The organism is Mesorhizobium sp. ISC25, from assembly GCF_042295465.1.
Lineage (GTDB): Bacteria > Pseudomonadota > Alphaproteobacteria > Rhizobiales > Rhizobiaceae > Mesorhizobium.
This window is the reverse complement of the sequence record NZ_CP135442.1, coordinates 217,755-233,568: the sequence shown is the minus strand read 5'-3', so window position 1 is coordinate 233,568 and position 15,814 is coordinate 217,755. Positions and strand designations below refer to the sequence as shown.

Sequence of the window (15,814 nt, the reverse complement as noted above, 5' to 3'; positions counted from 1 at the left end):
TCACACATGGCAAACCCATTCGAGAAGCGTGCGACTGAATATCTACGTGACGACGAAGCGTTTCTTGCCGTTGTCACGCCTGAGCCACTAGCGACATTTTTCCAGAAGCCGGCGGAAGAGGGGCGGCTCTACGATAGACTGGCTATGATCATCGGGACGCCGGGCAGCGGCAAGACGACCCTCGCGCGCCTTTTCCAATTCTCGACATTGCGCACGCTGTTGCGCAACCGCACTATGAACTCATATAAGCCGCTGATTGATACTCTCAGCGCCTGTGGGGCAATTGCCGATCAACGGCCGACGTTGATTGGCGGCCGGATCCCGCTTGAAGCCGAATATCGCGAGTTTTGGGAATTCCCCTATCCCGACGAATTGAAGACAGGGCTGATGATCGCGCTCCTTCAAGCGCGGACGGTGCTTGCCTGGCTGCGGAACGTCCAGGCCGCTGGCATCGGCCTGGATCAGGTCGAGATTGTTCCGCGTGCCGACGCTGTGGCAGCCCTCACTGCTATCGGCGGAACGACAGGGCCGGCACTGCATGCTCGCGCGCGGGAGGTGGAGCTTGCCATCTATCGAATTTCGGCAGCCCTGGTTCCTCCGGAGATCGACGAAATCGACAGCGAGGCAGCCGCCGCCTACAGACCGTTCGATGTTATCGAGGCATTTCACATCGCTTCGGGCGAGGAGACCTTCGATCTTCGACCGCTCGTGATTTTCGATGACGCGCACAGCCTTCATCCGACACAGCTCATCGCTCTACAGCGCTGGCTCAGCCGACGCGAATTGAAGGTGTCACGTTGGATACTCACACGGCTTGACGCGCTCACTCCGTCCGATGTGCTGCTCGACGACGGGTCCGCCGCGACGGCCGATGAGCCGGGCTTCAAGCGTGCCAGGGAAATTACCAGCATCTGGATGCAAAGCGGGGAAGACCGAGCCAACCAGCGCCGGGCGTTTCGCAAGATGGCGAAGGACATGGCTGGGCGCTATCTCGTCCAGATGGAGGTTTTCAATCGCCGGCGGCTCCACAACCTTGGCGATCTTCTCTCGACTCAGTCGGAGACGATTGCGCAATCGAAGCGAGAGAAACTCGCCAAGCAGGTTGAGACGCTTCAACGTCGCTATGCCGTTTCGGCCGAGCGCCGAAGCGGACTTGAACAGGAGGTTGCCGACTATTTGGAGGGTGCCGACGAAGACGGTGAGGATCTTCGGTTGGCTATGCTCGCAATTCTGCTCGAGCGTTATGCCAAACGGGTCCCTCAGCGCGGCCTCTTTGAGGAAAACGCAGAAGACACCGAGCCAAGCCGCCCGCTGACTGCCGATGCCGGCGTAGCGGATGGCGCGCGGGTCCATCTGCTCCACCGATATGATCGGCCATATTATTTTGGCATCGACCCGCTCTGCGACGCCAGCTCCGAGAATGCAGAGCAATTTCTGCAGCTCGCCGCCAGGCTGGTGTCGCAGTCAGAAACCCAACTGATTCGCTCGAAGCCGGCGACGCTGACCAGTGGCGTACAACACCATCTATTGCGCGAGCGCGCCTCCGAAATGGTGCGAGAATGGGACTTTCCCCAGCATCAGCTCGTCCGCCGTCTCGCCGAGAGGATCGCCTCCGAATGCCTAGCCAAGAGCCTTGAAGGCAATGCCTCTCTAGGTGGAGGGGCATCAGCGTTCGGGATTCCCCAAGAGGAATTTGACACTATCCCGTCAACCTATCCTGACCTGGCGCGCGTTCTGCAGTTCGGCGTCGCATACAACGCGTTCATGTTGGTTCCCAACTATGGAACGAAGAAGCGCCTATGGTGCCTGGTCGAACTCGGCGGTGTCCTGTTGCTGCACCATGGTCTCACTCTGAAACGCGGCGGCTTCCTCGAACGCCACGCCGACGATCTCGTTCGGCTTCTGGGCGAGGTCTGACATGGGACGCGAGCGGCGCTGGGATCCGTGTGTCTCACATCGAGGTGCGGAAGTTGACCGATTTATCGTCGAGTATTTCGGAGGCGTCGGCCGGAAAGTCTTACTGATTGCCGGCGCTGGCTTCGATCCGCGCTCGACCGCCGTCGCCGAACGGCTGAAAGCTGCCGGGGCATCCGTGCGCGCGATCCTGTTTCAAGAAAACCGGCCTAAGCCGGCGCAGGACCTCATAAACCGAGCCACATCAAACGCGGGATCACTGACCACGGCCGTCGGCAACCATGTCGTCATTCCTATCGAAATCTTCGGAACGGACGGTGCTGTTGTCGGCGGCAGAAATATAGCCAGTAGCCTTGGCAAGGAAAAGTTCGAGGACATTACCGATATCGTCGTCGACGCCAGCGCACTGTCAGTGGGCACCAGCTTCCCGATTATTCGCTATCTCGTGGAGCGGATCGAGCGCGGCAAGGGGCCAGCTAACCTGCACGTCTTCGTCGCTCATGACCCAACGCTGGATGCAGCTATTCAATCGGTGCCAAGCGATGCACCAGGTTATGTCCATGGGTTTAAGGGTGGATCTACGCTGGACGGTTCAGCGGCAGCGGCAAAGCTATGGCTGCCCCAACTTGCGACCGGACGCCGTGGCGCACTCGGCAGACTTCATGAGTTCGTCGGGCCGCATGACACGTGCCCAATCCTGCCTTTCCCTGCCAGTGACCCGAGACTTGGCGACAAGCTGGCGGAAGAATTCCTGACTGAGATGGAGAGCGGATGGTCAGTTGACACCCGCAACATCCTCTATGCGGACGAGGCGGATCCCCTCGATCTCTACAGAACCATTCTGCGGCTTGACGACTTGCGAAAGCCGGTCTTCCGCGAGGTCGGAGGCTCGCTACTGGTCTTGTCGCCGCTCGGCAGCAAGGTCATGGCATTGGGAGCGCTGATGGCCGCATTGGAACGAGATTTACCAGTCGCATACCTCGAATCGATAAGCTACGATCTTGACGGGTCAGTTCCGCTTACAAGCTCGACGCCAAATCTTGTACACATCTGGTTGGAAGGCGACGTGTATACACAGCCTCGGCCAGTGCTTCACCGTGAAGGGACGAGTGCCTCATGAAGACGAAAGACTCCCGGCCCAAAGCGTTCGGCACCGGATTGATCGCTCTTGATCTTGTCATGGGCGCCGAGGCCACATCGCCCGTTCAGTCCTGGGCGGGCGGCACTTGTGGCAACGTCATGGCTATCCTGGCATACCTCGGCTGGAACTCCTTCCCCATCGCAAGGATGAACGGGGATCCGGCGTCCCATCGCGTCCGCGCTGATCTCAAGAGATGGGGTGTGGCCCTCGACTTCACGGATTGTGCGCCGACCAGCCACACGCCGATTATCATCCAGCAGATTCGTCAGGATCGCCACGGCTCTCCAACCCATCGGTTTTTGTGGTCATGTCCGCGCTGCGGTCAACGCTTGCCCAGCTACCGACCTGTCACCCAGCACGCTATCGAAACCGTCGCTGCGAACCTTCCTGGAGCAGCCGTATTTTTCATGGATCGCCTTTCGCGCGCCGCGCTCTCGCTCGCGTCCGCGGCGTCAGCCCAGGGTGCCGTCATCGTCTATGAACCGTCGGCTAGGTCGGATGAGAAACTCTTTGCAGAGGCGATTCAACTAGCTCACATCGTGAAATACTCCGATCAGCGCCTCGCAACGGCCGGGGGCACAATGCAGGCCGAAAGTGCCACTCTCCTTGAAGTGCAGACGTTCGGCTCTGACGGTTTGAGATACCGTCATCGTCTTGGAGCGGGCATTTCAGAATGGGCGCATATGAGTGCAATTAATGCACCAAATATGGTCGATACATGCGGTTCGGGAGATTGGTGTACCGCAGGGCTTCTGACGAAAGTCGCCGCTCACGGACAAATAGGCTTACGGGATGGTACCGGAGTCTCGATTCACCAAGCCCTTCGATACGGTCAGGCGCTTGCGGCATGGAACTGCGGATTTGAGGGCGCACGGGGCGGTATGTACGCCGTAGACGGCCGCTCCTTCGCCAAGCAGATTGTCTCTCTTTTGGAAGGTAGGCCAAAGTTGTCGATGGTAGCGGCAAAAGCCATTGGCGACGCATCGGTGGCTTGTCCCGCTTGCCCGCCCGAAGATCACGAACGCGATAGGTCTCCCCGCCAAGGGCGCAGGTCGGCAGCCGTCGCAGCCTAGTGGCCGTTCGCAAGGGACGATAGGTATCTGGATCAGCTACGCGCGCGTCGATGTGGTCGCTCATGTTCTGGCGTCGAAAGTCTGGTTTTGGGAATCGCAAAAGGGCAATGCGACCAATAGGGTCGTGAGCCCAAGGGCGGTTTCTTGCAGTGGTGAACCGAAAGCCGACCTTCCACACCGGCCCAACCCCAGACCTTCAGTGCCGGAATCTGATCGCGGTCCTTCGGCAGAAATGACTTATGGCTCGGAGAGCAAAGACGGTTTTTTCAGGGCTCGATGTTCACGCTACGTGCTTCGAAAGTCGCATAAATGGCACACTGGAACGCCTTCAGCAGGAAGACGTGCGAGGTTTCTGAGCGCAACCGTAACTGACTCCCACGAGTGCTCCGGGAAAGTTTCAGGGCAGGGGCCGCAGACAGGGTGCGGCTCGGCGTCCGCCGTTCCCGGCCGATCGTGCTGACGGCGATGACGGCGGTGCTGGCGCTAATCCCGATCTCGCGCGCCGTCTCAGGGGTCCGCTCGCCTAATGCCATGATGGGCGGTATCCTGGTTGCCACCGTGCTCACCATCCTTGTCCTGCCGGCAGGCTATACCCCCTGTTCTTCGGCAGGGAACTCAAGAAGGCTGCCGAGCAGGCGCCCGCGGCCGAGTGAGGGCCAGAGCATGATCCCGGAAAGTCGCAGACTTTTCGGTGAAGCCCACCGAAGCGGCGGCGTCGCGCTGCACGATCGACGTGCATCGTGAGATCTTTGCCCGCGAAGGGCTGACCGAAGCGTTCGGCCGCGTGATCGCCGTGGTCGTGCAGCCGGGTGTCGAATTCGACAGCCAGAACGTCGTCGCTTACAGGCCGGAAGCGTCGAAGGCGCTGACCGGACTGCTCGATGAAGAGCCATCGCTCGTCTAAGAGGCGCATTCCACCGACTACCAGTGCCGCGCGGCGCTGACCGCACTTGTCGGCAACGGCTTTTTCCCATCCTCAAGGTCGGTCCGGGCCTGACATTTGCCTTGCGCGAGGCGCTCTATGGCCTCGACCTGATCGCGTCGGAAATTGTCGCGGATGACGGCGACAGATCGCTGGCCGGCATCATTGAGCGCGTGATGCTGGCGGCACCTGGCCATTGGCACAGTCACTATCACGGCAGTGAAGCGAGCCGTTACCTTGCAACCCCACCGCCGCCGTTGCCGTTGGCCGCCTGCGCGACGTGCTCAGCGGCGTCAGTATTCCCGAAACGCTGATGCGCCAGTTCCTGCCGACGCTGCCGGCCGAGCTCGGGCCTGCCGGGAAGGCCGAGGCTGTTCTTCACGCCGCGGTCGGCCAGGTGCTGGCCGATTACAACGCGGCGTGCCGTGGGGACGCAGCCTGAATCCTTTGCGCTGTCACTGGCCCAGGGCTTGCTCTGTCTACTGGTCACCGCCCGGTATTGCCTTGAGCCATTGACCATTGATTCTACAATGAGAGAATGCTGTTTCGGCGCGCCACCTCACCGACCATTGGCCATCGACTTTTCGTACTCTTCGCACTCCTTCCAGGCGCCTGATTGATCACAACGCCCGGCGAGGTGAATGTAAAGCGCCATCGGCATGCCGTAGGGCGCCAGCGTATAAGGCGTGCAAATAGGCGGGTCATCCAACGCCTTGTTGAGAGACCCGAAGCCTCAGTCGCTCACACGTCCGCCCTGAACGTCTGCTTCTGCTGACCCAGGCACTCGATGCCCAGCTCCACCACATCGCCGGCCTTCAAGAACATCGGCGGCTTCATGCCCAGCCCTACACCGGGCGGCGTGCCGGTGGAGATGATGTCGCCGGGATGCAGCGACATGAACTGGCTGAGGTAGGAGACCAGATAGGCCACGCCGTAGACCATGGTCCTGGTCGAGCCGTTCTGCATGGTCTTGCCGTTGACCGTCAGCCACATCTTGATGTCCTGCGGATCCTTCACCTCGTCCTTGGTGACCAACCACGGGCCGATCGGGCCGAAAGTGTCACAGCTCTTGCCCTTGGTCCACTGGCCCTGGCGCTCGGCCTGGAAGGCACGCTCGGACACGTCATGCGAGACGCAGTAGCCGGCAACATAATCCAGCGCCTCGGCCTCGCCGACATATTTTGCTTTTCTGCCGATGACCACACCGAGCTCGACTTCCCAGTCGGTCTTGACCGAGCCGCGCGGGATCAGCACGTCGTCGTCGGGGCCGACAATGGCCGAGCTTGCCTTCATGAAAATGATCGGCTCCGGCGGCACGGTGGCGCCGGTTTCGGCGGCGTGGTCGGAATAGTTGAGGCCGATGCAGATGAACTTGCCGGTGCCGGCAACGCAGGCGCCGAGCCGCGGCTTGCCGGACACCGCCGGCAGCGACTTCGGATCGAGCTTCGACAGGGCCTCGAGCGACGCCGGATCGAGCGCCTTGCCGGCAATGTCGGAGACATGACCTGAAAGATCGCGGATCGTTCCATCCGCATCGAGCAGGCCGGGGCGCTCGCTCCCCACCTCGCCATAGCGCAGCAGTTTCATCTAAATCTCTCTCCACTGCCGGATCGGTTGCGGCCCGCGATGTTTGATCACCAGCGTTGATGTACGTAGGGTTTGATGTCTTGATCGTAGATGTCGCGGATTTTGCCCATAAGGTCATCGGACAGTGGCGGCAGTGCCGCGGCCTCGGCGTTGGAACGGGCTTGCGCCGGGTTGCGCGCACCGGGAATGACAACGCTCACCGCGTCGAACATCAGGATCCAGCGCAGGGCGAATTTCGCCATCGTCGTGTTGCCCAAAACCAGCGGCCGGATGCGTTCGACCGCCGCCAGCCCGACCTCGTAGGGCACGCCCGAAAACGTCTCGCCGACGTCGAAGGCTTCGCCGTTGCGATTGAACAGGCGGTGGTCGGTGGTCTCGAATTTGGTGTCGGTTTTGAACTTGCCCGATAACAAACCGCTGGCCAGCGGCACGCGGGCAATGATCGCGACATCTTTCTCTTTCGCCAGGTCGAAGAACAGTTCCGCCGGCCGCTGGCGGAAGGCGTTGAAGATGATCTGGACGCTGACGACGCCGGGATATTGCATCGCCTTCAGCGCCTCTTCGACGCGCTCGACGCTGACGCCGTAATTGCGGATCTTGCCTTGCTCGACGAGACGGTCAAGGCGCTCGAAAACCTCCGGGTGATAGTAGAGGTCGGTCAGCGGGCAGTGCAGCTGCACCAGGTCCAGCGTGTCGGCCTCGAGATATCTCAGGCTGCGATCGATCCAGTCTGTCAGGTTCTCCTGGGAAAAGCCCTCGACCGTCTGCGCCGGCAGCCGCTTTCCGGCCTTGGTGGCGATGAACGGCCGCTCGCCGCCGCGCTCCTTCATCACCCTGGCGATCAGTTTCTCGGAACGGCCGTCGCCGTAGACGTCCGCGGTGTCGATGAAGGTGACGCCGGCATCGAGGGCGGCATGAAGCGCGGTCACCGCGTCGTTGTCATTGACCTCGCCCCAGGCAGCGCCGATCGCCCATGAACCAAAGCCGATCTCGCTGACGTCTCGGCCGGTGCGGCCGAATTTCCGTGACTGCATAGTCCTGTTCCTCGGTCCGATCTGGTCCTGGCCCGCACGCCGATTCGCATCCTGCCCCCGGCATCTAATCGAATGATGACGCGATTGACATCCGTGCTCGTTAGAGTTACCAGATAACAGGGTTGTATGACAACCCGGTAAGACTGCAATGATTTGGAGTCGGGAGGATCTCAAGTTGAAAACCGTTCTGAAAATGGGCGCGTCGGCGGCCTTGTGCCTTGGCGCGCTTGCTCATCCTGCATTCGCCGAAGACAACATCGTCAAGATCGGCGTCGTCGCGGCGGAGTCGGGCTCGTTCGTTTCCGCCGGCCATACCTTGCCGGCAGGCGTCGGCCTTGCGGTGAAGCAGATCAATGACGCCGGCGGCATCAAGGTCGGCGGCAAGACCTACAAGCTGGAAATGGTCAAGCGCGACGACCGCACCGACATTGCGACCGCCATCGCCGCCACCCAGGAACTGGTGCGCGACGTGAAGGTGCAGGCGATCTTCGGATCGGAAACGCATGACTTCACGCTGGCCATGGCCAAGATCACGCAGCCGGCCAAGATCATCCATTTCGCCGGCAATTCGACGCTGGCGAAAATCCTGACACCGGACTCGGTCAAGCCGGGTGGCGAGGATCATTATCTGTTCCAGTCCGAGCCGCAGGAGTTCCAGCGGTCCGGATCGACCGCGCGTGGCGTGCTCACGCTGCTTGAGCCCTTGCTTGGCTACAAACCGAAGAAGTCGGTCATGATCGTAGGCAACGACGCCACCGGCCAGTTCCTGTCGTCCTACTATTTCAAGGCGCTGAAGGCCGAGGGACAGGATGTCCCCGACATCATCTTCTACCCGCCTGACACCACCGACTTCTCGCCCTTCCTGACGCGGGCCAAGAGCCTCAATCCGGATATCATCCACTTCTGGTACAATGGCGATTCAACGCTGACGGCACTGCCGCAGGCGTTGGAGCTCGGCGCCGCCAAGAGCTACTTCCTGTTCGGCGTCGACCCCGGTATCTGGAAGGAGAAGCAGCTTTCGGCCGACGTGCCGGTGGCGATGAGCTGCGTGCCGGTGTGCTGGGGCGAGTCGTCCAATCCGAAAGCCAAAGCCTATTTCGACGCTTACTTCGCGGCCGGTGCGCCGCACGGCGTGACCTCGTCGGTGTCGCTGCTCTACCACGACTATGTCCACTTCCTGGCCGAAGCCTGGGAGAAGGCCGGCAGCTTCGATCCGGACAAGACGGTCGAGGCGCTGCTGACGCTCCACCATCAAGGCGTGGTCTCGGATGACCTGACGTTCAATCCGACCCACCAGGTCACCCATGCCACCGAGGTCTGCGCCGCGGCACCCGGCGGCGCCATCTCCTGCTCGATGCAGCAGCCGCCCGCCGAAGCGCCGAAGAGCTGAGACATCATCCCCAGGCTGGCGGCGCGCCAAGTGCCGCCAGCTTCTCTTTTCTGAAATGCAGCAGGTCTCGATCGCCGTGGATATTTTCATCCAGCAAATCCTCAACGGCCTTTCCATCGCCAGCGTCATCACGCTCATCGCCATCGGCGTGACGCTGATCTTCGGCCTCACCGGCATCATCAACTTTGCCCATGGCGAGTTCCTGATGATCGGCGGCATCGTCACCTGGCTCGCCGTCAGCGCCGGTCTCGGCTTCCCGCTGGCCGTGGTGCTGGCGATCCTGGCGGTCGGGCTGATGGGCTACATCCTCGAGCGCGGCCTGTTTCGCTTCACGCTGGAGCGGCCGACTAACGGCTTCATCGTCTCGCTCGGCCTCATCGTCGTCCTGCAGCATGTCGTCGTGCTGTTCTGGAACCCCAACCAGAAAAGCATCCCGCGCCCGCTGACCACGGTGTGGGAGGTCGGCGGCGTGCGCATCGCTTCCGTCCGCGTCATGGTCATCCTGATCACCATCGCCGTGGTGGCGCTGAGCTTCCGCATGATCACCGCCAGCCGCTATGGCCGCGCGCTGCGCGCCAGCGTCGAGGATCGCGACACCGCCGCTTTGATGGGCATTCCGGTGCGTCGCTACATCACCGGCGTCTTCGTGCTCGGCAGCGCACTGGCTGGGCTCGGCGGCGCGCTGCTGATTGCGCTGTTTCCGATCACGCCCTTCACCGGCGGCACAATGGTGATGAAGGGCTTTGCCGTCGCGCTGATTGGCGGGCTCGGCAACATCTACGGCGCCGTCGCCGCCGGCCTCATCCTCGGCATCGTCGAAGGTTTTAGCGCCGGCTACGGCTTCTCGCAGTGGACCGACGCCTATTCCTTTGCCCTGATGATCCTGGTGCTGATCGTGCGCCCGCACGGCCTGTTCGGCGGCACCGGCGGACCGAGGATGGCTTCATGAGTGAAAGTGCGGCGTCCCAAGGCAGACATTCCACGAATTCCGCCATCCCGGCCTTGCGTTCCCTGCTGCCGGTGCTGGCCGTGCTGACGCTGATTGCCCTTGTGCCGCTGCTTTCACCGAGCAACCGTTTTCTGTCGCTGGCGATCTCGGCCGGCATCAACGTGATCGCGCTCTACGGCCTTTCGGTGCTGTTCGGCCAGACCGGCATCCTGTCGATGGGGCACGCGGCGCTGGTCGGCGTCGGCGCCTATGCGGCGGCGATCCTGGCGCGGGACTTTGGCGTCGGCTTCTGGGCAGCGCTGCCGGCGGCTGCCCTGGCGAGCGCCGTGTTCGCGATGATCGTCGGCGTTCCGTCGCTGCGCGTCGGCGGCCATCACTTCGTCATCATGACCTTTGCCTTCGGGCAATTGCTGGCCATCGTGCTCACCAATGGCGGCGACTATACCGGTGCCGCGACGGGGCTTGATCTCGCCGGCCCGGTCACCCTGTTCGGCGCCGACATGAGCGACCTGACGCGCTACTATCTGATGGTGGTAGCGTTCGTGACCGCCGCGGCGGTGGCGAGCTGGGCGATCATCAACTCGTCCTATGGCCGCACGCTGCGCGCCATCCGGGAGAACGAGAAGCTTGCCGCCTCGCTCGGCATCAATGTCGGCCGGCACAAGATCGGCGCCTTCGTCGTCAGCGGCATCTTTGCCGGCATCTCCGGCGTGCTGCTGGCCCATTTCCTCGGCCACATCTCGCCGTCGCAGTTTTCCTCTTTCCCCAGCATCTACCTGGCGCTGATGGTGATGATCGGCGGCGCCCGCCTGATCGAGGGGCCGCTCGCCGGCGGCGTCCTGGTCGCCTTCCTGCCGGAAGTGCTCAACCTCGACCCGGTCCAGTCGCGCATCGTCTACGGCGTCTGCCTGATCGCGGTGATCATGCTGCTGCCCGATGGCCTGATCGGCGGCATCGTGCGCGCGCTCCGCGCGGCGTTTTCGGGCAAGCCGAAACAGGAGACGGAACAGCGCGACGCGGCGCCCTCGGAGGCGCGGCAATGAGCCCGATCCTGGCGATCAGCGGCCTGAGCAAGCAGTTCGGCGGCGTCACAGCACTTGCAGGCGTCGACCTCATTATCGAAGAGGGCGAAATCCTCGGTGTCGTCGGTCCGAACGGTTCGGGCAAGACGACCCTGTTCAACGTCGTCACCGGCGTCCACAGGCCGAGCGGCGGCAATGTGCTGTTTCGCGGGCAAGACATCACCGGCCTCAAGCCGCATGCCATATCGCGGGCCGGCATCGGCTACACCTTCCAGCAGGCGATGGCCTTCGCCGGCCTTGGCGTCTTGGAGAATGTCCAGATCGCCAGTGAGCATGTCCGGGTGGCTGCCGGCACCGCTTACCCTTGGCCGACACCGCAGGCATTGCTCGACTTCGTCGGGCTCAGCGCGCTTGCCGGCGAAAAAGCGGGCGTGCTGCCATTCGGCAGCCTGCGCCTGCTCGGCCTTGCCCTGGCGCTGGCCACGCGGCCATGGCTGCTCTTGCTCGACGAACCCGCCGCCGGGCTCAACGACCGCGAAACCACGGCCCTGGTCGGGCTTGTGCGCCAGCTTCCCGGCCACGGCATCACTGTATGCGTCATCGACCATGACATGAAGCTGATGCAGATGCTGTGCCGGCGCCTCGCCGTGCTCGATTTCGGCTCCAAGATCGCCGATGGCCCGACCGAGGCGGTGCTTGCCGATCCCAAGGTGCTGGAAGTCTATCTGGGAGGCGATCTGTGAGCCTGCTCGCCGTTTCCGATGTCGTCACCGGCTATGGACCGACGATCGTCAACCGCGGCGTCTCGCTGACGCTGGCCAAGGGCGAGATCGTCACCATCCTCGGACCCAACGGCGCCGGCAAATCGACACTCCTCAAGGCCATCGCCGGGCTGATCAAGCCGCGGTCCGGCAGCATCGCTTTTGACGGCGCCCAAGTGACCGGGCTTGCCGCCGATGTCATGGCCAGGCGAGGGGTGGTCTTGGTGCCGGAAGGGCGCAAGATCTTCGTCGAGATGACGGTCGAGGAGAATTTGCGCCTCGGCGCCTATGCGCGCCGCGACGAGGCCGCCGTCCAGGCCGATTTCGAAACCATGCTGGCCTTCTTCCCGATCCTCGCCACAAAAAAGCGCGACAAGGGCGGCTCGCTGAGCGGCGGCCAGCAGCAGATGCTGGCCATCGCGCGCGGGTTGATGACGCGGCCGCGCGTGCTGTTGCTCGACGAGCCGTCGCTCGGCCTGTCGCCGCTGCTGGTCAAGGAGATCAAGGCAATCATCCTCGGCATCGGCGCGCGCTTCGGCGCTTCGGTGCTGCTGGTCGAGCAGAATGCCGGCCTCGCGCTCTCCGTCGCCTCGCGCGGCTATCTCATGCAGAACGGCCGCATCGTCGTCTCCGGTCCGATCGCCGAATTGCGCGACATGTCGCTGATGCGCGAACTCTATCTCGGCGGTGTCGCCGGATGAGCAAGCAATCAGTCGTGGCTGGCCCCCAAGTCGTGACCGGCCTTGTCGCGCAGCTCCTCGAAGCGGGCATAGCTCTTGGTCAGATGGCTGCGCATGGCGCGCCGCGCCGCGTTGACGTCGTTGGCCTCTATTGCCGCGAGGATGGCGCGATGCTCGCGCTGCATGCGGGCGAGATATTTTTCCCGCTCGGCAATTGTCATCCGGTCGAGCCGGATCCATTGGCGCGGGATCATGGCGCTGCCGAACGTGTCGAACAGCCGGGTGAAATTCGGGTTCTGCGTTGCCGCCAGGATGGCGCGGTGAAAACCGAAATCCTCTTCCGAGCCCGATCCGCCGGCGCGCACCGCCGCTTCCAGCGCGTCAAGCCGCGCGCTCATCTGGTCGAGTGCTGCGGCGCTTCGCCTCTCAGCCGCAAGGCCGGTTGCTTCGACCTCGATGCCCATGCGCAGTTCCAGCACACGCAGCACCTCGTCGATCGATTCGAGGTCGTCCGGCAGGATGGAAAAGGTGCGGGGCAGGGGATCCTTGGCGACGAAAGCACCAAGTCCCTGACGCGTGGTAATAAGCCCTCGGGCGCGGAGTGCTGCCAGCGCCTCGCGCACGACGGTGCGGCTGACGCCAGTTGCCGCGACGATCTCCTGCTCGGTCGGCAGCCGCTGGCCGGGCGCGAGATCGCCGGATTCGATCTGCGCGATCAGCGTGTTGACGAGCCCGGTCCGCAGATTGGGCGCCTGCGGTATGGCATCGAAAAGCATGGTCTCCGCCACGGCGGGGGCTCCGGTCCGAGTCTTCGGCAAAGGCCGATTCTTGTTCGAAGGATTGCATCGACAGGTGCGTGCCGCAAGGTGACGAAAGTTGAGGCCGCCAGGCGCGGGTCATGGGAGGATTTTATGAAAGAACGCATCGGCTTCATTGGTCTGGGCAGCATGGGCGCCGGCATGGCCGACAATCTGCTGCGCAAGGGCTGGCCGCTGACCGTCTGCGTGCATCGCAGCCGCACCGCCGCCGACCGGCTAATCAGGGCCGGCGCGACCGAAGCGGCAAGCCCGCGCGAACTCGCCGTCACCTGCGACATCGCCATCCTGTGCGTCACCGGCTCGCGCGAGGTCGAAATGCTGGTCAAGGGCCCGGATGGGCTTGCCACCGCAGCCAAGCCGCTGCTGATCATCGACTGCTCGACCTCCAACCCGTCCTCGACGACAGCCCTTGCCGCCGAACTCGCAGCACTTGGCGTGACGCTGATCGACGCGCCGCTGGCGCGCACGCCCAAGGAAGCCGCGGAAGGGAAGCTTGACGTCATGGTCGGCGGTCCGGCAGATGTCGTCGCCCGCGCGCGGCCGGTGCTCGAAGCCTTTGCCGCACGTGTCGTGCACACCGGACCAATCGGTAGCGGCCACACCATGAAGCTGCTCAACAATTTCGTCTCGATGGGGTACTCGGCGATCTATTCGGAGGCGCTGACGCTCGGCGCAAAGGCCGGCCTGACGCCGCAGGTCTTCAACAGCGTCATCTCGGGCAGCCGCATGGATTGCGGCTTCTACCAGGCCTTCTTCGATTTCGTCCTCAACCGAAACGAGAACGCGCAACGCTTTGCCATCGTCAATGCGCTGAAGGACATGACCTACCTCGCCTCATTCGCGCAGGCGGCGGGCGTTGCCAACCCGATTGGTGCTGCGGTGCGCAATGGCTTTGCCACCGCAGTCACCACCGGCCATGGCGAAAAATTCGTGCCGGCGCTGTCCGATATCATCGCCGGCCTGAACGGGGTCGCGTTGACGGAACCGTCGTGACGCTTGCGCCGCTCAGGCGTTCGTCCAGCCGCCGTCGAGCACGATGGCGTTGCCTGTCATGAACGCGGTCTCGGGGCTGGCGAGATAGACGACGAGTTCAGCAACCTCTTCCGGCGTGCCCAGCCGGCCCATCGGCTGGCGCGAGATGAAGGCTGCGCGGGCCGTCTCATAATCGCCCTGGGCGCGCATACGTTCGTGCAGCGACGGGCTGTCGACGGTTCCGGGGCAGATGGCATTGGCTCGTATGCCCTTGGTCACATAGTCGACGGCAACCGATTTGGTCAGTCCTATAACGGCCGCCTTAGTGGTGCCGTAGATGAAGCGGTTCGGCGCCCCGATCACGCTGGAGGCGACCGACGCCATGTTGATGATCGAGCCGCCGCTTCGGTCGAGCATGCCGGGCAGGAAAGCGCGGATCATCCGGTACATGGCCCGCACATTCAGCCCGATCGAGAAGTCGAATGCGGCCTCGTCGCAGGCGAGCACGGTGCCGTTGTGCACGTAACCGGCGCAATTGAACAAGATGTCGGGCGCCGGCACCTGTGCAGCAAATTCGGCAATCGCCTGCGCATCGAGCACGTCGAGTTGGCGTAGCGTGACGCCTTCGACCGCGCTGAGCGGCTCCAACTTGTCGGCATCGATGTCGGTGGCCATTACCTTTGCGCCTTCGCGCGCCATGGCCAGGACAGAGGCGCGCCCAATGCCCTGCGCGGAAGCCGTGACCACCGCCGTCAAACCTGCCAACCTGCCTGTCATCCGACCACTTTCCGGTGTACCGCCTGTTTTCTTGCCGGTCGGGGCGCCGACTCTGGCTCGGCATCGTTCGCATGCAGCCCGACGCGCAAGGCCGCGCCCGCCAGATGGTCTCGCATCGCCGTCTGGGCTGCCTCCACGTCCTTGGCGCGGATCGCCACTAGGATGCGCTCATGCTCGCCAAGCGTGATACGCGCCATGTCGTCCGACTTCTGCTGGTTGCCGGCGGCCAGAATGCTTTCGCGCACGCGCTCGGACACGAAAACCAGGAACTGGCCCATATAGGAGTTGCGCGTCGCCTCGGCGACGGTGCGGTGGAACTCGAGATCGCTGCGCAGCCAGGCAACGCTGCCATATGGTGCCGCACGCATGCCGGCGAGCGCCTCACCCATTGCCGTGAGATCGGCATCGGTGCGCCGTGTGGCCGCAAGGGCTGCGGCCTGCACTTCGAGGATGCCGCGCAGTTCGAACAGGTTGCGGAAGGAATCGGCGCGCTGCAGCGTCTCATGGTCGATGGTCAGCACCGTCGGGTTGTTGGTCTCCGCCACGAAGGCGCCGCGCCCCTGCTGTGACCAGATGCGGCCTTCCGAGCGCAGCCGCGCGATCGCCTCGCGCACGACGTTGCGGCTGACCCCGAAAGTGGTCGCCAGCGCCTGCTCGGTCGGCAGTTGGTCGCCCGGCTTCAAGCGCCCTTGCGCGATCTCGCGCGAGATAGAACTTGCCACCAGAGTGGAGAGGTGTGGGCCGCGATTGACCTTGTCGAGTTTCAGCGTCATC

General features: G+C 63.1%; 17 protein-coding genes and 1 pseudogene. 13 read left to right on the top strand and 5 right to left on the bottom strand.

Annotated elements, in window-relative coordinates; genetic code table 11:
* The first annotated feature begins 6 nt into the window (after nt 1-6).
* The 7 genes and pseudogenes from RQ479_RS33030 (at nt 7) to RQ479_RS33000 (ending at nt 5,492) form a co-directional block, all read left to right on the top strand.
* Complete coding sequence (locus RQ479_RS33030; protein WP_376706157.1) at nt 7-1,917, top strand: hypothetical protein; 1,911 nt, start codon at nt 7-9, stop codon at nt 1,915-1,917.
* Nucleotide 1,918: 1 nt separating this feature from the next.
* The gene (locus tag RQ479_RS33025) at nt 1,919-3,034 is read left to right on the top strand and encodes a hypothetical protein (RefSeq protein WP_376706156.1); all 1,116 of its coding nucleotides are present in this window, start codon (nt 1,919-1,921) and stop codon (nt 3,032-3,034) included.
* Nucleotides 3,031-4,128: a PfkB family carbohydrate kinase gene (locus tag RQ479_RS33020; RefSeq protein WP_376706155.1), complete on the top strand. Its 1,098-nt coding sequence runs from the start codon at nt 3,031-3,033 to the stop codon at nt 4,126-4,128. Before RQ479_RS33025 ends, RQ479_RS33020 begins: the two co-directional genes overlap by 4 nt.
* Before the next feature lie 432 nt (nt 4,129-4,560).
* Nucleotides 4,561-4,781: pseudogene (locus tag RQ479_RS33015) on the top strand (hypothetical protein); the annotation flags it as partial.
* Nucleotides 4,782-4,819: 38 nt separating this feature from the next.
* Nucleotides 4,820-5,032, top strand: coding sequence for a class II D-tagatose-bisphosphate aldolase non-catalytic subunit (locus RQ479_RS33010; RefSeq protein ID WP_376706154.1), 213 nt, complete (start codon nt 4,820-4,822; stop codon nt 5,030-5,032).
* Nucleotides 5,033-5,133: 101 nt separating this feature from the next.
* Nucleotides 5,134-5,364, top strand: coding sequence for a class II D-tagatose-bisphosphate aldolase non-catalytic subunit (locus tag RQ479_RS33005; RefSeq protein ID WP_376706153.1), 231 nt, complete (start codon nt 5,134-5,136; stop codon nt 5,362-5,364).
* Nucleotides 5,364-5,492, top strand: coding sequence for a hypothetical protein (locus RQ479_RS33000; protein WP_376706152.1), 129 nt, complete (start codon nt 5,364-5,366; stop codon nt 5,490-5,492). Before RQ479_RS33005 ends, RQ479_RS33000 begins: the two co-directional genes overlap by 1 nt.
* A 299-nt stretch (nt 5,493-5,791) precedes the next feature.
* Here the strand turns inward: RQ479_RS33000 and RQ479_RS32995 are convergent, their stop codons facing one another.
* Together RQ479_RS32995 and RQ479_RS32990 are read right to left on the bottom strand one after the other, a co-directional pair.
* The gene (locus RQ479_RS32995) at nt 5,792-6,637 is read right to left on the bottom strand and encodes a fumarylacetoacetate hydrolase family protein (RefSeq protein ID WP_376706151.1); all 846 of its coding nucleotides are present in this window, start codon (nt 6,635-6,637) and stop codon (nt 5,792-5,794) included.
* 47 nt (nt 6,638-6,684) lie between these two features.
* Nucleotides 6,685-7,671, bottom strand: a complete 987-nt coding sequence (locus RQ479_RS32990; RefSeq protein ID WP_376706150.1) for an aldo/keto reductase — start codon at nt 7,669-7,671, stop codon at nt 6,685-6,687.
* Nucleotides 7,672-7,846: 175 nt separating this feature from the next.
* On the opposite strand from RQ479_RS32990, the gene RQ479_RS32985 reads away from it, so the two are divergent.
* From RQ479_RS32985 to RQ479_RS32965, 5 genes are all read left to right on the top strand, one after another.
* Nucleotides 7,847-9,061: an ABC transporter substrate-binding protein gene (locus RQ479_RS32985; RefSeq protein WP_376706149.1), complete on the top strand. Its 1,215-nt coding sequence runs from the start codon at nt 7,847-7,849 to the stop codon at nt 9,059-9,061.
* Nucleotides 9,062-9,137: 76 nt separating this feature from the next.
* Nucleotides 9,138-10,010, top strand: a complete 873-nt coding sequence (locus RQ479_RS32980; protein ID WP_376706148.1) for a branched-chain amino acid ABC transporter permease — start codon at nt 9,138-9,140, stop codon at nt 10,008-10,010.
* Complete coding sequence (locus RQ479_RS32975; RefSeq protein WP_376706147.1) at nt 10,007-11,053, top strand: branched-chain amino acid ABC transporter permease; 1,047 nt, start codon at nt 10,007-10,009, stop codon at nt 11,051-11,053. Before RQ479_RS32980 ends, RQ479_RS32975 begins: the two co-directional genes overlap by 4 nt.
* Nucleotides 11,050-11,775, top strand: a complete 726-nt coding sequence (locus tag RQ479_RS32970; protein ID WP_376706146.1) for an ABC transporter ATP-binding protein — start codon at nt 11,050-11,052, stop codon at nt 11,773-11,775. Before RQ479_RS32975 ends, RQ479_RS32970 begins: the two co-directional genes overlap by 4 nt.
* A complete protein-coding gene (locus RQ479_RS32965) occupies nt 11,772-12,494 on the top strand; it encodes an ABC transporter ATP-binding protein (protein ID WP_376706145.1) in 723 nt (240 codons plus the stop codon). Before RQ479_RS32970 ends, RQ479_RS32965 begins: the two co-directional genes overlap by 4 nt.
* A gap of 8 nt (nt 12,495-12,502) precedes the next feature.
* Here RQ479_RS32965 and RQ479_RS32960 read toward each other — a convergent pair whose 3' ends face one another.
* Nucleotides 12,503-13,249 carry a FadR/GntR family transcriptional regulator gene (locus RQ479_RS32960; RefSeq protein ID WP_376706338.1) on the bottom strand — a complete coding sequence of 249 codons (747 nt, stop codon included), beginning with the start codon at nt 13,247-13,249 and terminating at the stop codon, nt 12,503-12,505.
* A gap of 135 nt (nt 13,250-13,384) precedes the next feature.
* Here RQ479_RS32960 and RQ479_RS32955 point away from each other — a divergent pair, with 135 nt between their 5' ends.
* Nucleotides 13,385-14,284, top strand: coding sequence for an NAD(P)-dependent oxidoreductase (locus RQ479_RS32955; RefSeq protein ID WP_376706144.1), 900 nt, complete (start codon nt 13,385-13,387; stop codon nt 14,282-14,284).
* 12 nt (nt 14,285-14,296) lie between these two features.
* Here RQ479_RS32955 and RQ479_RS32950 read toward each other — a convergent pair whose 3' ends face one another.
* Both RQ479_RS32950 and RQ479_RS32945 read right to left on the bottom strand, forming a co-directional pair.
* On the bottom strand, nt 14,297-15,040 hold the full coding sequence (locus RQ479_RS32950; RefSeq protein ID WP_376706143.1) for an SDR family oxidoreductase: 744 nt from the start codon (nt 15,038-15,040) through the stop codon (nt 14,297-14,299).
* Entirely contained in the window at nt 15,037-15,813 is a 777-nt protein-coding gene (locus RQ479_RS32945; RefSeq protein WP_376706142.1) for a FadR/GntR family transcriptional regulator, read from the bottom strand. The genes RQ479_RS32950 and RQ479_RS32945 overlap by 4 nt, the downstream gene beginning before the upstream one ends.
* Nucleotide 15,814 lies beyond the last annotated feature (1 nt).